Genomic DNA, 15,395 nt, shown 5'->3' on the forward strand with positions numbered 1-15,395 from the left:
CCAGTAAGCGACGATGAATCCCTGATTGTCCGTGCTATCAGCGCAGAATTTTTACGGGTGATACACTCCCAGTTTATTCGCAATGATTACTTAAGGAAATACTGCTGTGTGTACTGTAGAGTCTGGCGATGTCGACAGACTCTTTTTTTTATCCCAAATCAGGGGTATAGCGGCATGGAAGTTCGCCATGCTAGATTGATGACGGCTAATTAGCGGTACTGATACGAGGCGTCGAATGCTGACACTACTGGAAGATAAAATTGCGACCCCGCTGGGACCATTGTGGATCCTCTGCGACGAACAGTTCCACCTGCGCGCCGTGGAATGGGAACAGCATAGCGACCGAATGGAACAACTGCTGGATATTCATTATCGGGCCGGGGGGTATTCCCGCATCCCGGCGAAAAACCCCGGCGGGCTGGCCGATAAACTGGCTGACTATTTTGCCGGGAATATCGATGTGATTGACACTCTCCCCACCGCAACCGGCGGAACGCCCTTCCAGCGCGACGTCTGGCAGATGTTACGCACTATTCCAAAAGGACAGGTGATGCACTATGGTCAGATGGCGGAACAGCTTGGTCGCCCCGGCGCGGCGCGCGCGGTGGGCGCAGCCAATGGCTCGAATCCCATCAGCATTGTGGTGCCTTGCCATCGCGTCATTGGCCGAAATGGCGCCCTGACCGGCTACGCTGGCGGTGTACAGCGCAAAGAGTGGTTACTGCGTCACGAAGGCTATTTGTTACTCTGAGTCCAGGCAATTCGTGCCTTCTTGCTCACACTTTTGCGTAAAGATGCCTCACTCAAGGTGAGGTTTTTCAACAAGATAGAAATATTTTCCGCTCACTTTCCGGAATTATCCGCTATTGCGCTCTGCTCAGACTTACGTGCCCACCAAAAAGATGTTAAAATTGACAAATATCAATTACGGCTTGAGCAGACCTATGATCCCGGAAAAGCGAATTATACGGCGCATTCAGTCTGGCGGTTGTGCTATCCATTGCCAGGATTGCAGTATCAGCCAGCTTTGCATCCCGTTCACACTTAACGAGCATGAGCTTGATCAGCTTGATAATATTATCGAGCGTAAAAAGCCGATCCAGAAAGGGCAAACCCTGTTTAAAGCAGGTGATGAGCTGAAATCGCTCTACGCCATTCGTTCCGGTACGATCAAGAGCTACACCATTACCGAACAAGGTGACGAACAGATTACCGGCTTCCACCTCGCGGGCGATCTGGTTGGCTTCGACGCTATCGGCAGTGGCCATCACCCAAGCTTTGCACAGGCGCTGGAAACCTCAATGGTCTGTGAAATCCCGTTTGAGACGCTGGACGATCTGTCAGGCAAAATGCCCAATCTGCGTCAGCAGATGATGCGCCTGATGAGCGGCGAAATCAAAGGCGACCAGGATATGATCCTGCTGCTGTCAAAGAAAAACGCGGAAGAGCGCCTGGCGGCATTTATCTATAACCTTTCTCGTCGTTTTGCCCAGCGTGGCTTCTCACCGCGCGAGTTTCGTCTGACCATGACCCGCGGCGATATCGGTAACTACCTCGGCCTGACTGTCGAAACCATCAGCCGTCTGCTGGGGCGTTTCCAGAAAAGCGGCATGCTGGCAGTAAAAGGCAAATACATTACCATCGAGAACAGCGAAGCGCTGGCGGTGCTTGCCGGTCACACGCGTAACGTCGCTTAATCTTTCCGCAACTTCTCCAGAAACCCTTCTGTCGAATCGCTAAATTTTCCTGATTTATTGATCTGACAGAAGGTTCTTCCCTGTTTCATTTCTCGTTATTGGGTTACTCTTTTAGTTACAGACTGCGGTGACAGTTGTAAGGAGACCCTGTATGGCTATGTATCAAAACATGCTGGTGGTTATCGATCCGAATCAGGACGATCAACCTGCGTTACGGCGTGCGGTTTATTTGCATCAACGGATTGGTGGCACCATAAAAGCCTTCCTGCCGATCTATGACTTTTCATACGAAATGACGACCCTGCTGTCGCCAGACGAGCGTACGGCAATGCGTCAGGGCGTCATCAGCCAGCGGACCGCATGGATCCGCGAACAGGCGAAATACTATCTCGAAGCAGGCGTTCCGATTGACATTAAAGTGGTCTGGCACAACCGTCCTTTTGAAGCCATCATTCAGGAGGTCATCAGCGGCGGACACGATCTGGTTCTAAAAATGGCCCACCAGCACGATAAACTGGAAGCGGTGATCTTCACGCCGACTGACTGGCATTTATTGCGTAAATGTCCGAGCCCGGTATGGATGGTCAAAGACCAGCCGTGGCCAGAAGGCGGGAAAGCGCTGGTGGCGGTGAACCTTGCCAGCGAAGAACCTTATCACAATGCGCTGAACGAGAAACTGGTTAAAGAAACCCTGCAACTGGCCGAGCAGGTCAACCATACTGAAGTGCATCTGGTTGGCGCCTATCCGGTCACTCCCATCAACATTGCTATTGAACTGCCCGAGTTCGACCCCAGCGTGTATAACGATGCGATTCGCGGTCAGCACCTGTTGGCGATGAAGTCTTTGCGCCAGAAATTCAGTATCGATGAAAAAGTCACCCACGTAGAGAAAGGATTACCGGAAGAGGTGATCCCGGATCTGGCTGAACATTTGCAGGCGGGGATTGTGGTGCTGGGCACCGTGGGGCGTACCGGTATCTCCGCCGCGTTTCTTGGCAATACCGCGGAACAGGTTATCGATCATCTGCGCTGTGACCTGCTGGTCATCAAACCCGATCAGTATCAGACTCCGGTAGAACTCGACGACGACGAAGACGATTAACCGTCAGATTTATAAGCGAAAGGCCCGAATGTCGGGCCTTTTCTTTTACGGTTTGTCATCCCCACCGAGGAAGTAAATCCCCAGCGGTATCGCCAGTAAAATCGTAAAGACCAGGCTGTAGACACAAATCATCGACGACTGGATGACGTACATTGATGTCGTCCAGTCCGCCAGCGGTATGTCGTACTGCTCAATCACCCCGCCAATGGTCGCACGCGTGACGACAGTCGCAGCGATGATGAATACGCCAAGCAGGCAAAGCAGGAATTTTTTTCCTCTCGCCGTCTTAAACTTTCTCATGATCATGACGATCTCCTTCTGTAAGTGAAAGCTCCGTTACTTGTGCGTAACAATACCATGACATTGTGCTAAAGTCTGCTGTCAAGTTCCGTCTCTTTACATTACATCCCTGTCAAATATTCAGTTTGGTTACAAACAGTTTGTCCATAATTGGATAATTTGAGCATTGCTATCCTATTTTCTACCCTCCAGAATAATCACTATCGGGGTGAATTTTTCATTAAAGTTGTCTCACATGTAATCTTATTTATGTCTATGGGTGATTGGGTATGGCGGAGATTTTTTATTCAGGGCGACGATCATTACGCCCGAGTAGCCGTTGAGCATTTGGTAGCAAAAATAATAAATCATAATTCAAAAGCGTTAACTCCCGGTGCCAGCATAGCGGTTTTCATCTTTGAAAAATCGTGGATTGACGTATCAGAACTAAAAGCGCTGACCGCGTGTAATGCGGAACGTATTTTAATTATTGGCAATCCTCAGCTGTTAAATTTTTTGTCACTGAAAGTGGACGATCGCAAGATGTTCTATTGTGAGATCAATATGCCCCTTGTAACCATTGAAGCCAGACTGTCTCTGCTGTTACGTAAAAGAAAAATTGCTATCCCTTTGTGCAAGGTGAGAAACCCCAAAGAGCCACAAAGGATGCTCAACTGGAAGGAATTCATGATCATTTCACTGTATATCAGCGGCATTTCCGTCAGGGGAATCGCAGGCGTAATGCAACTGGACAGTAAAACGGTTTATACCTATAAAAGTCTGGCGATGCGCAAAATGGGACTGCGTAATAAAGTGAGTCTGGTCAGGCACTGGTGTCACTATCATTAATATACCGCCTCAGTGATTTTTCACTGAGGCGTGCTTGCATGTCATCCAAATATGAACGCCTCTTTTTTCCGCGCCTGAAAAAAGATGAAGTTCATTATTAAACTATTATTCTCTTGTGCTCTTACGACACGTTTATTACGCTTAGCTGGCGAGCGATTAACGGAAGCCGCTTCTGTTTGCGCTGACGGTATTATTTTTCTTGCATCGTTAACTCTGCAAACGGATTCATTTGATAATGAAGGAGTGCGGCGCGTTGCACGACTGTGTTACCTGTCTGTAGAAACAGGAGCGAGCGTTTGCGCCACTCTCTGTTGCGCGGCATGGACAATCATGCCGCGACTGGCATGGCATCTCCCTGCCGGGGCGGGTACCTGAATAGCCCCTGTGTGACCAGTCAGAAATGCCATGCTTACATTCAGTGCTTCACGATATACATCGTCCGGCTGTAGGCCACATCTTCAGGGTTGGCGATCGGATACCCCTTCAACCAGGGTTTGATCAGCCGTCCGTTGGTGTACTGATAAATCGGGGCGATGGGCGCTTGTTCCATAAGAATTTTTTCAGCCGCATTGTAATCGGCGTTACGCGCCTGGGCCGTATTTTCCAGCGTGGCCTGGGTAAGCACTTTGTCATACGCCGGGTTATTGAAGCGCGAAATATTGCCGGAATGGGTCGACGTTAGCAGCGACAAAAATGTTGACGGTTCATTGTAATCGCCAACCCAGGAGGCGCGAATAACGTCAAAATTGCCAGTGTTGCGGCTGTCGATATAGGTTTTCCATTCCTGATTTTGCAATTTTACCTCTACGCCGAGATTTTTCTTCCACATCGAGGCCACTGCGATGGCAATCTTCTGATGATTTTCGGAGGTGTTATACAACAGCGTCAGCTTGAGCGGTTTCTGCGGTCCGTAACCCGCCGCGCGCAACAGCGTTTTCGCCTGCGCATTCAGCTCTTCCTGGCTCATTTGTTCGAATGGCGACGGCTCAGGTGTAAAGCCTGCGGTGACATCCGGCGTGAAACGCCAGGCCGGTTTTTCGCCCGTTCCTAACACTTTCCCGGCCATAATACGACGGTCAATGGTCATGCTCAGCGCCAGACGCACGCGGGAATCCGCCGTAGGGCCTTTTTGTGTATTGAACGCGTAATAGTAGGTCCCCAGCTGCGGTGGTGTATAAACCTGACCGGGAATGTCCTTAAGCAGCTTTTGATACATGTTTTTCGGAAAGGACTCGGTGATATCAATATCCCCTGCCAGATAGCGTTTTGTGGCGGCGGATTCCTGATTGATTGGCAGAAAAGTGACCTTTTGCAGGACCGTTTTCGCATTGTCCCAGTATTGCGTATTCGGCACGACCACCAGCTTTTCGTTCACCACCCTGTCCTTCAGCACGTAAGCGCCATTGCCGATAAGATGACCCGGTTTGGTCCAGTCCTTCCCACTTTCGACGTTGGCTTTTTGCACCGGATAAAACGCAAAGTTTGCCGTCAGATTGGCGAACCACGGCAGCGGTTTATCCAGCTGGACTTTCAGCGTACGGGCATCCACGGCGCTAACGCCGAGTTTGTCCGGCGTCGCGTTGCCATCAATAATCGCCTGCGCGTTGTTGATGCCTGCCAGCGCCGCGAACCATGCGAAAGGAGAAAGGGTCTTCGGGTCAACCAGCCGTTGCCAGCTGTAGACAAAATCCTGCGCGGTGACAGGTGTGCCGTCAGCCCAGCGGGCGTTCTCACGCAGGGTAAATGTCCAGATGCGGTTATCGTTGCTTTTCCATTGAGTGGCGACGCCGGGGATGATTTCCCCCTTTTCGTTCTGATTCACCAGCCCTTCATAAAGATCGCGGATGACCTGGATCTCCGGCAGCCCTACTGCTTTCGCCGGATCGAGCGTTGCCGGTTCGTCTTTGATATGGCGAACCAGCTCCTGTTTCTCTGCCAGTACCGTACCGCCGGGAACCTCCGCAGCCCAGGAGTAAGAGATGCTGCTTACCATCAGCGCACAACAGGTGACTGCAACAGAGTGCTTCATACGATTCCCTCAAAACGGCTTATCATTAATGGCGTAATTATTTGTTTCGCCATAGGGAAATGCAAATACCTTCCGGCAAAAAATTGATATCACGACCAAATATCCGGACGCGTGAAATCAATTTGATTATCGGCAAAAATTGCACAACACTGCGATGACTATCCTCAGCAATCCGAGACGCTTATGACCGTTACCCGCCCACGCGCCGAGCGCGGCGCATTTCCGCCCGGCACTGAACATTATGGTCGATCGCTGTTAGGGGCCCCGCTGATCTGGTTTCCGGCTCCGGCGGCAGATCGTGAAAGCGGTTTAATCATTGCGGGAACACACGGTGACGAAAATTCGTCGGTGGTTACCCTTTCCTGCGCGCTGCGTACGCTGACGCCGTCGCTGCGCCGCCATCATGTGATCCTTGCGGTGAATCCGGACGGCTGTCAGTTAGGGCTGCGCGCCAACGCCAACGGCGTCGACCTGAACCGCAATTTTCCCGCCGCGAACTGGAAAGCCGGGGAAACGGTTTATCGCTGGAACAGCGCCGCCCCTGAGCGCGATGTGGTGCTATTAACGGGAGACCATCCGGCTTCAGAGCCGGAAACGCAGGCGCTTTGCCAGCTCATTCATCAGATTCATCCCGCGTGGGTGGTGTCGTTTCACGACCCGCTGGCCTGTATTGAAGATCCTGCCAGCAGCGAGCTGGGGGAATGGCTGGCGGAGGCATTTTCCCTGCCGCGGGTGACCAGCGTGGGCTATGAAACGCCCGGGTCTTTCGGCAGTTGGTGCGCGGACCTGAATTTGCATTGCATCACTGCGGAATTCCCGCCGATCTCAGCAGATGAGGCCAGCGAGATTTACCTCCAGGCGATGTCCAGTCTGCTGCGCTGGCACCCTAAAGATGCAATTGTCCTGTCGTAAAGTGCAGCGACGGCTCCACGTCAACGGCCAGCCAGGTGGGGCCATCGAGATCGGCATACGTGACCTGCGGCGTGAGCGGTAGCGCCGCGCCGATCGCCCGCGATGTACAGAGCATACAGCCCAGCATCAGCGAAAAACCCTGCGCGCGAGCCTCTGTCGCCAGCGCCAGCGCCTCGGTCAGACCTCCGGTTTTATCCAGTTTTATGTTGATCATTTCATAGCGTCCGCGCAGCGCCTTCAGACTGCTGCGGGTATGGCAACTCTCGTCGGCACAGAGGGGTAAAGGATGGATAAAATTCTCCAGCGCAACGTCATCCTGGGCCGGGAGCGGCTGTTCAAGCATGGCCACACCGAGATCCGCTAACAGCTGGCAGCGCGCCGCCAGGCCTTCCGCACGCCAGGACTCATTGGCATCGACAATAAGCGTCGCCTCCGGCACAGCCGAACGAATCGCCACCATCCGCTCGCTAATCAACCTGTCATCCAGTTTCACCTTTAACAGTCGCGCGCCCGTTTCCCACAGTGCCGCCGCGCTGGCGGCCATCTGTTCTGGCGTACCGATCACCACCGTTTGCGCCGTGGTGATCTCCGCGTCCAGCGTGACGCCGACAGCGTCGGCAAGCGTTTGCTGCTGCTGGCGAGCGCTAAGATCCCATAACGCGCAGTCAACGGCATTACGCGCCGCGCCAGCAGGAAGCACCTGCTGAAGTGCTTGCCGGGTCAGTCCCTTTTCCAGTTGCGAAACGATACTCATGATTTGCGCAAGGACAGACGCGTCGCTTTCGCCGTAGCGCGGATACGGCGTGCATTCCCCGATCCCTCTCACGCCATTTTCTTCCAGTTCAACCACCACCACCCGCGCTTCACTTCGGCTGCCGCGGGCAATCACAAAGGGAGTGTGTAACGGCCAGGCTTCCTCGTATACCTTTACTGCTCTCATCTTTTCTCCTCATGCGAAAACGTGGTCGTTTGTGCGTTACGCAGAAATAGCGTTTGCCGTGTTATCGGCTGTTGGCATAAACTAGCTACGACGTTAACTATATGTAAACAGGAAGATAACCATGTCACAAACCGTACATTTCCAGGGCAACCCGGTTGCAGTCGCCAACGCCATTCCACAAGCGGGTAGCAAGGCGCAGCCTTTTACCCTCGTGGCAAAAGATCTGTCCGACGTCGCGCTGAGCCAGTATGCGGGCAAGCGTAAAGTGCTGAACATTTTCCCGAGCATCGATACCGGCGTTTGCGCGGCATCGGTACGTAAGTTTAACCAACTGGCCACCGAGATCGAGAATACCGTTGTGCTGTGCGTGTCTGCGGACCTGCCGTTCGCCCAGTCTCGCTTCTGCGGCGCGGAAGGCCTGAGCAACGTTGTCACGCTTTCTACCCTGCGCAACCCTGAGTTCCTGAAAAACTACGGTGTAGAAATCACCGATGGCCCGCTGAAAGGCCTGGCTGCGCGTGCCGTGGTGGTGATTGATGAGAACGACAACGTGATTTTCAGCCAACTGGTAAACGAAATCACTCACGAGCCTGATTATGCTGCGGCGCTGGACGTGCTGAAAGCATAATTGCCAACGGGTGCGCCGGATAGCGGTTGATGCTTAATCCGGCCTACCGGCGCCCCCACAGGCCTGATGCGGATAACGCAATCAGGCCTTCCAGAGCGATTCCCCTTCCCCTTTATTCTTCACCCTTCTTCTGGCTCAGCCCATATTCCCGCAGCTTATTGGCGATAGCCGTATGCGACACGCCCAACCGTTTTGCCAGTTTGCGCGTGCTCGGATAGTTACGATAAAGCTGGGTTAACACCGAACGCTCAAAGCGGCTGGTGATTTCATCCAGCGAACCTTCCATTGCGTCTTCGCCTACCGCCACGGCGGAGGCGTCGTAATCCGGCAATAAAATATCCTGCGGCCGCAGTTCATAACCCTCAAGCTGGGTCAGCGCGCGATAAACGGCATTTTTTAGCTGTCGCACATTGCCCGGCCAACCGTAACGGGTCAGGACTGTGCTTAAGTCGGCAGAGAGTTTAGGACGCGGTACGCCCTGTTCGTCGGCAAAACGCGCCACGAACAGTTCGGTCAACGGCATGATGTCCTGCGGGCAATCGCGCAGCGGCGGCAGATTCAGGGTCAACACGTTAAGACGATAGTAAAGATCTTCCCGGAACACCCCTTTCTGCACCAGCTCAACAAGGTTTTTCTGGGTAGCGCAGATCACACGTACGTCAACGTGCACTTCGTGATCTTCTCCGACACGGCGGAACGTGCCGTCGTTCAGGAAGCGCAGCAGTTTAGTCTGCATCCGCGGCGACATCTCGCCAATCTCGTCAAGCAGGACAGAACCGCCGTTCGCCTGTTCGAAAAAGCCTTTTTTGCCTTCCGGCGCGTGACCAAACAGCTCACTTTCAACGGCGTCCTCGGGGATCGACGCGCAGTTGAGCGCCAGATAGGGTTTCCCCGCGCGCGGGCTGGCCTGATGGCAAGCATAGGCAAAAAGATCTTTTCCCGTACCGGTATCGCCGGTAATCAGCAGCGGCGCGCTGAGGGTCGCCAGCTTACGCGCCTGCTCTACCACATGTTTCATTTTGGCGCTGACGGCGATGATCTGGCTGAACGCGCTGACGTCCTGCGTCGCCAGGTTTTGCAACTGGCGGCCCATACGGATGGTCGAGCGTAGCATCACTACCGCGCCGGTCAGCATCTGCTGCTCGGCTTCGCCCTGCAGATACACCGGGGTGATTTCCATCAGGAAATTCTGGCCGTTAATGACCACGTGCTCGTTATGCGAATTTTGCGGATTTCCCTCCAGCCAGCGCTGAAAGTTAAAACCGTTGATCAGTTGGGCAGCGGTATGATTGCGCATCCGCTCCAGGTTGAGCGCAAAAAGTTGACAGCTTGCCGGGTTCGCCATGTCGATTTTGCTTTTCAGATCGAGCGACAGAACCGGTTCCGGCAGGGCTTCAAGCAGCGCGCTCAGCGCCAGATGCTCTCGCTCAGAAGGCATCCACGGCACCGTTCGCACGTCCGTCACGCCGGATATACGGCGAATCTCCGCCATCAGGCTGCTGAAGTGATTGAACTCCAGTTCGGCAAAATTGAGGTAAATTCGCCCAATCGGATCTATCTCTATACCGCGTAAATCAATGCCGCGCAGCACCAGCAGGTCGAGTAATTCACGGGTCAGACCAAGACGGTCTTCACAAAAGACTTCCAGACGCATGGGGAGAACCTTCACCTGAATAAAGAACGTTAAATAAGATGATAAGCCAGGATTCGGATAGCAGGAAGGATTCTGTCAACAAATATTGACAGCATGATGGAAAAACAGGCGTTTCGGCGTAAAGATACGCGGTCAACGCCTGTCTGGTCAGGATTTTTCCCGGGCAGCGGCGTTTTTCTGCAAGGTCTCTTTCACCTGCCCAATAAGCTGACGACGAAAATCGCCCAGTCGCGGTTTATCATCCTCCATCCACGGCAGCGGGCGGCAAAGTTCCATCGCTTTGATGCCCAGACGCGCGGTCAGCAGTCCGGCGCCAATCCCCTGCGCGGCGCGCGTGGATAAGCGGGCGGCAAGATCCTGCGACATCCAGTCCATACCGACCTCTCGCACCAGTTCGCTGGCGCCGGCAAAGGCGATGTTCAGCAGGACCAGACGGAACAGACGCAAACGGCTGTAATAGCCCAACTCAATGCCGTACAGCGCGGCGATACGGTTAATTAACCGCAGGTTACGCCAGGCGATAAACGCCATATCCACCAGCGCCAGCGGACTGACGGCGATCATCAGCGTAGACTCCGCCGCCGAACGGCTGATTTCACGTCTTGCCTGCGCATCCAGCACCGGTTGCACCAGATGCGCATACAGGCTGACGATCTCACGATCGTTCTGGGTCTCGTGTATTGAGGCGTACCACCGTTGTAGCGCCGGGTGTGATTGATCGATTCCCGCCTGCCGGGCCAGCTTTTCACAAAACGCGCGGGCTTTCCCGGTTCCGTGGCTGTGCAGCAGTTCCCGGGCGTCGTCGCGTTCATGGGCGCGCTGGCGTAAGCACCACAAACGTCGCCATTCCGTCGCCACAGAACCCACGCCCGCGCCGATAATCAATGCGCCGGCAGCGCACCCACCCAGCGCCACCCAGTCCTGAGTTTGCCAGGCATTGAGCGTCCACTGGACACCCTGGCCCACGACGCTGGCACCAAACAGCGCCAGCCCGCCCATAACCATTTTGCGCCACAGGCTGCGTTTTGGGCGCAATGCTGCGTCAATCACCGCTTCGGCTTGACCTTCTTCTTCCAGCGGTTCGTCGATGTTAGCCGGAGCGAAGCTTTGCGCCTGCGCCTCGCTAAACGTCTGTTGCGCCCTGAACACCGGATCCTGCTCCGGCTCAAGCGGACCGGCGAAATCGATACGCGGTTTTAACGGCTCGCTCATCGCAATTTATCTCCTATTAAAAATTCCAGCGCGGCATCCAGGCGAATGTGCGGCAGCGGTTTGTCGACATCCATTTTTTGCGGACGAAACGCCTCAAACTGAAAGCCCTGACTGTCCCAGAAAGCCTGCCCGGGCAGACGTGCGGGCACCTCACCTGGGTAGACAGTCAGCGGCGCGCCATCGCTTAAGCGATTTCCCCGCAGGGCCGGGATTTTTTCGCCGTTCACGTCAATCAGCCCGCTGGTGGTTGCCTGAACGGAAGCCAGCCCCAGACAGTCCATACTGATCCCCTCAAAGGCCGCGTTCTGCCAGGCGTCCTGAATCAGCTGTTGCAGGAGCGAGACCATATTGGCGTGCTGGTCGAGTGTCACGTGGTCCGCTTTGGTCGCCGCAAACAGCAGCTTATCAATCACCGGCGAAAACAGCCGCCGGAACAGCGTGCGTTGACCGTAATGGAAGCTTTGCATCAGTTGCGTTAAGGCCAGACGCATATCATTGAATGCGTGTGGTCCGCTGTTCAGCGGTTGCAGACAATCAACCAGGACAATCTGGCGATCGAAACGCAGGAAATGATTTTTATAAAACCCCTTTACGACCTTTTCGCAGTAATAATTGAAGCGTTCGCGCAGCATGCCGGCGTTGGTGTGTTTATCCGCCTGCGCCAGTTTTGACTCTCCCCAGGCATCGACGTCCGGCCACGGGAAAAACTGCAGCGCCGGCGCGCCGGCCATATCACCGGGCAGCACGAAACGGCCGGGCTGGATAAAATGTAGCCCTTCCTGCTTGCACTGGTGAAGGTAATCAGTCCAGGCGGCGGCAATCTCCGCCAGCCGATTTTCATCGGCCTGCGCCAGGGGATCCAGCCCTTCGCTGAGCTTGCGCCACGTCGCCGACCATTCTGCGCGCTGCCCCTGAAGCAGCCCGGTCATTTGCCGCGACCAACTGAGGTAATCCTGCGCCAGCATCGGCAAGTCGAGCAGCCACTCCCCCGGGTAATCGACAATTTCCAGATACAGCGTTGATGTGTCTTTGAAATGACGCAGTAACGAGTCATTGGATTTGTAGCGCAGCGCGAGGCGAATTTCACTGACGCCACGGGTTGGCGTCGGCCAGGTCGGCGGCTCGCCATACAGCTGCGCCAGCCCTTCATCGTAGGTGAAACGCGGAATGCCGAAATCACGCTGCGGCACCCGTTTTACGCCAAGCAGGCGTTCTTCACGCACCGCACTGAGCAAGGGCAAACGCGCCCCGGCATGAATGTTGAGCAGTTGGTTAACCAGCGCGGTGATAAACGCGGTCTTTCCGCTCCGGCTCAGTCCGGTAACCGCCAGGCGTAAATGCCGGTCGACGCCGCGATTGACCAGCGCATTGAGTTCATTGGTGAGTCTCTTCATCGCCATCCTGTTATGCCTGAAGGCCAGAAAAAATTATAACGTATACCGGTTATGATGGGGGCAGGTTATTGATTATCAAGCGGCTGTGGACGGGGCGTCGGCTTCGTATCAGCTCGTGTCTTATCTGTTCTTATTACGGCTCAAGTATTAAGAACAGAAAAAACACTCAGAAGAACATTATCAAATAATATTCACACCATATTTACTGTTGGCAAAATAAAAGTAACACTCCGTATACACGGCATATTTTAATATTCATAGACGAATATTTACATATCATGATATAATACGGTAGAAAAAACGCAGATTATTAATCTGCAAGTAATGTAAATAAATTTTCGAGGAGCGAATTCCAGTGGGACGTAAATGGGCCAATATCGTTGCAAAAAAAACGGCTAAAGACGGTGCAACGTCTAAAGTATACGCAAAATTCGGTGTGGAAATCTATGCTGCAGCGAAACAAGGTGAACCCGACCCAGAATTAAACTCATCTCTAAAATTCGTTATTGAACGTGCGAAACAAGCGCAGGTTCCAAAACACGTTATCGATAAAGCCATTGATAAAGCCAAAGGTGGCGGAGATGAAACGTTCGTCCAGGGACGTTATGAAGGCTTTGGACCCAATGGTTCAATGATTATCGCTGAAACGTTGACGTCAAATGTTAATCGTACGATTGCGAATGTCCGCACAATTTTCAATAAAAATGGCGGGAATATCGGGGCGGCAGGTTCTGTCAGTTATATGTTTGACAATACGGGCGTGATTGTATTTAAAGGAACAGACCCTGACCGTATTTTTGAAATTTTGCTTGATGCTGAAGTGGATGTTCGTGATGTCACCGAAGAAGACGGAAACATCGTTATTTATACTGAATCCACAGACCTTCACAAAGGCATTGCAGCGTTAAAAGCGGCTGGAATCACTGAATTCACAACGACATCATTAGAAATGATCGCTCAATCAGAAATTGAACTTTCACCAGAAGATTTAGCAATTTTTGAAGGGCTTGTTGATGCCCTTGAAGATGACGATGATGTTCAAAAAGTTTATCATAACGTTGCAAATCTCTGATCCAAAATGAGTTAGGCAGCAGCATTTCCAACCGGGTGGTTGATTATAAAATAACCCTCAAAATCCAGCGCAGGCACCTTTTTCACTAAGCATCGGAGCGATGTAGAAGGTGGTGCCCGCAAACGCTATAAACAGATCGTGGTATCCTTTTCATGGTGATCCTGGTGTAGTGGCAGGTTTCATTCTGCGTGGGCTGTGGGTCATCTATACTTTCGATGATTTTTCCCTTAACCCGGAGAACACCATGCTCGAACTTCGCCCTGACTGCGAATGCTGCGATCGCGATCTGCCGCCAGAATCAACGGAAGCCTTTATCTGTTCGTTCGAATGTACCTTTTGCAGTGATTGCGTGACTCAGCGGCTTCACGGCAGTTGCCCGAACTGCGGGGGGGAATTGGTTCGACGTCCGGTACGTCCCGCAGCGGCCCTGTTGCAATATCCGGCCTCAACGCAGCGCCGTCATAAACACCGGGCGTAAAACCTTCCTGTTTCAGGTCAGGTTGTTGATTATCCAACACGTTATGTTGTCAACGACTGGCTAACTCCATAAGATGGGTGGCATTAACTCTCTGATGGAGTTCCTGAATTATGTCGCCCACTATTTATGATATTGCCCGCGTTGCGGGTGTGTCGAAGTCGACGGTTTCCCGAGTACTTAATAAGCAAACCAATATATCGCCCGAAGCACGGGAAAAAGTCCTGCGCGCCATCGACGAATTACAGTATCAGCCCAACAAACTGGCCCGCGCCCTGACCTCCTCTGGCTTTGACGCCATTATGGTCATTTCCACCCGCTCCACCAAAACCACCGCCGGAAATCCGTTCTTCTCTGAAGTGCTGCATGCCATTACCGCCAAGGCCGAAGAAGAAGGTTTCGACGTGATTTTGCAGACGTCACGCAGCAGTGAAGACGACCTGCAAAAATGTGAGAGCAAAATTAAGCAGAAAATGATCAAGGGCATTATTATGCTCAGCTCGCCTGCGGATGAGTCCTTTTTCGCGCGGCTGGATAAATACGATATTCCGGTGGTGGTTATTGGCAAAGTGGAGGGTCAGTACGATCATGTCTATTCTGTCGATACCGATAATTACCGCGACAGCATTGCGCTAACCGATGCGTTGATCAACAGCGGCCACCGGCTTATCGCCTGCCTGCACGCGCCGCTGGATTATCACGTTTCCGTTGACCGGGTGAATGGCTATAAGTCCAGCCTTCAGGCACACCAGTTGACGATCCGCGATGAGTGGATTATCGACGGCGGTTACACCCATGAATCCGCGCTATGCGCCGCCAGAGCCTTGCTGAGCCAGAGCACATTACCGGATGCCGTCTTCGCCACGGACAGCCTGAAATTAATGAGCCTTTATCGTGCGGCAGCGGAATTGAATATTGCCATTCCGCAGCAGCTCGCCGTGGTGGGCTACAGTAATGAAATGCTGTCGTTTATTCTGACGCCGCCGCCGGGCGGTATTGATGTGCCAACGCAGGAACTTGGGGAAGAGAGTTGCGCCTTGCTGTTTAAATTAATTCGCGGCAAAAAGGGTCTGCAACATATCACCGTCGCGACCCAAATCGCTCTTGCGGGATCGCTGGCGTAAAAACGGGGCGTATTCTGCCCCGTGAGTG

At 53.2% G+C, this 15,395-nt stretch carries 15 protein-coding genes; 9 read left to right on the forward strand and 6 right to left on the reverse strand.

Annotated elements, in window-relative coordinates; translation table 11 throughout:
- Positions 1 to 235 precede the first annotated feature (235 nt).
- The 3 genes from ogt (at position 236) to uspE (ending at position 2,799) form a co-directional block, all read left to right on the forward strand.
- Entirely contained in the window at positions 236 to 751 is a 516-nt protein-coding gene (gene ogt, locus APU02_RS22170) for a methylated-DNA--[protein]-cysteine S-methyltransferase (protein WP_042283293.1), read from the forward strand.
- 193 nt (positions 752 to 944) lie between these two features.
- Complete coding sequence (fnr, locus tag APU02_RS22175) at positions 945 to 1,697, forward strand: fumarate/nitrate reduction transcriptional regulator Fnr (RefSeq protein ID WP_060571260.1); 753 nt, start codon at positions 945 to 947, stop codon at positions 1,695 to 1,697.
- 151 nt (positions 1,698 to 1,848) lie between these two features.
- On the forward strand, positions 1,849 to 2,799 hold the full coding sequence (gene uspE, locus APU02_RS22180) for a universal stress protein UspE (RefSeq protein WP_042283298.1): 951 nt from the start codon (positions 1,849 to 1,851) through the stop codon (positions 2,797 to 2,799).
- A gap of 45 nt (positions 2,800 to 2,844) precedes the next feature.
- Here the strand turns inward: uspE and APU02_RS22185 are convergent, their stop codons facing one another.
- Positions 2,845 to 3,105 carry a DUF2534 family protein gene (locus APU02_RS22185; protein WP_060571261.1) on the reverse strand — a complete coding sequence of 87 codons (261 nt, stop codon included), beginning with the start codon at positions 3,103 to 3,105 and terminating at the stop codon, positions 2,845 to 2,847.
- Positions 3,106 to 3,348: 243 nt separating this feature from the next.
- On the opposite strand from APU02_RS22185, the gene APU02_RS22190 reads away from it, so the two are divergent.
- Positions 3,349 to 3,927: a LuxR C-terminal-related transcriptional regulator gene (locus APU02_RS22190; RefSeq protein ID WP_082636894.1), complete on the forward strand. Its 579-nt coding sequence runs from the start codon at positions 3,349 to 3,351 to the stop codon at positions 3,925 to 3,927.
- Between the two features lie 415 nt (positions 3,928 to 4,342).
- On the opposite strand, the gene APU02_RS22195 is transcribed toward APU02_RS22190, so the two are convergent.
- On the reverse strand, positions 4,343 to 5,956 hold the full coding sequence (locus tag APU02_RS22195) for a peptide ABC transporter substrate-binding protein (RefSeq protein ID WP_042283304.1): 1,614 nt from the start codon (positions 5,954 to 5,956) through the stop codon (positions 4,343 to 4,345).
- Positions 5,957 to 6,139: 183 nt separating this feature from the next.
- On the opposite strand from APU02_RS22195, the gene mpaA reads away from it, so the two are divergent.
- Positions 6,140 to 6,868, forward strand: a complete 729-nt coding sequence (gene mpaA / locus APU02_RS22200; protein ID WP_060571263.1) for a murein tripeptide amidase MpaA — start codon at positions 6,140 to 6,142, stop codon at positions 6,866 to 6,868.
- On the opposite strand, the gene ycjG is transcribed toward mpaA, so the two are convergent.
- Positions 6,843 to 7,808, reverse strand: a complete 966-nt coding sequence (gene ycjG / locus APU02_RS22205) for an L-Ala-D/L-Glu epimerase (protein ID WP_060571264.1) — start codon at positions 7,806 to 7,808, stop codon at positions 6,843 to 6,845. The genes mpaA and ycjG overlap by 26 nt on opposite strands.
- A 121-nt stretch (positions 7,809 to 7,929) precedes the next feature.
- On the opposite strand from ycjG, the gene tpx reads away from it, so the two are divergent.
- Positions 7,930 to 8,436, forward strand: a complete 507-nt coding sequence (gene tpx / locus APU02_RS22210; protein ID WP_042283311.1) for a thiol peroxidase — start codon at positions 7,930 to 7,932, stop codon at positions 8,434 to 8,436.
- A gap of 112 nt (positions 8,437 to 8,548) precedes the next feature.
- Here tpx and tyrR read toward each other — a convergent pair whose 3' ends face one another.
- The 3 genes from tyrR to APU02_RS22225 all read right to left on the reverse strand — a co-directional run bounded on the left by tyrR (position 8,549) and on the right by APU02_RS22225 (position 12,696).
- Positions 8,549 to 10,090 (reverse strand): transcriptional regulator TyrR, encoded by a 1,542-nt coding sequence (tyrR, locus tag APU02_RS22215; RefSeq protein ID WP_060571265.1) that lies wholly within the window; start codon positions 10,088 to 10,090, stop codon positions 8,549 to 8,551.
- A 147-nt stretch (positions 10,091 to 10,237) separates the two neighbouring features.
- Complete coding sequence (locus APU02_RS22220; protein WP_060571266.1) at positions 10,238 to 11,302, reverse strand: YcjF family protein; 1,065 nt, start codon at positions 11,300 to 11,302, stop codon at positions 10,238 to 10,240.
- Positions 11,299 to 12,696, reverse strand: a complete 1,398-nt coding sequence (locus APU02_RS22225) for a YcjX family protein (RefSeq protein WP_042284697.1) — start codon at positions 12,694 to 12,696, stop codon at positions 11,299 to 11,301. Before APU02_RS22225 ends, APU02_RS22220 begins: the two co-directional genes overlap by 4 nt.
- Positions 12,697 to 13,051: 355 nt before the next feature.
- Between APU02_RS22225 and APU02_RS22230 the strand changes: the two genes are divergently transcribed.
- The 3 genes from APU02_RS22230 to APU02_RS22235 all read left to right on the forward strand — a co-directional run bounded on the left by APU02_RS22230 (position 13,052) and on the right by APU02_RS22235 (position 15,367).
- The gene (locus tag APU02_RS22230) at positions 13,052 to 13,768 is read left to right on the forward strand and encodes a YebC/PmpR family DNA-binding transcriptional regulator (RefSeq protein ID WP_042283320.1); all 717 of its coding nucleotides are present in this window, start codon (positions 13,052 to 13,054) and stop codon (positions 13,766 to 13,768) included.
- A 244-nt stretch (positions 13,769 to 14,012) separates the two neighbouring features.
- Positions 14,013 to 14,246: a DUF1272 domain-containing protein gene (locus APU02_RS25535; RefSeq protein WP_072014946.1), complete on the forward strand. Its 234-nt coding sequence runs from the start codon at positions 14,013 to 14,015 to the stop codon at positions 14,244 to 14,246.
- A gap of 110 nt (positions 14,247 to 14,356) precedes the next feature.
- The gene (locus APU02_RS22235; protein ID WP_060571267.1) at positions 14,357 to 15,367 is read left to right on the forward strand and encodes a LacI family DNA-binding transcriptional regulator; all 1,011 of its coding nucleotides are present in this window, start codon (positions 14,357 to 14,359) and stop codon (positions 15,365 to 15,367) included.
- The last annotated feature ends 28 nt before the right edge of the window (positions 15,368 to 15,395 follow it).

Source organism: Citrobacter sp. 50677481, assembly GCF_001463265.1.
GTDB lineage: Bacteria > Pseudomonadota > Gammaproteobacteria > Enterobacterales > Enterobacteriaceae > Citrobacter_A > Citrobacter_A sedlakii.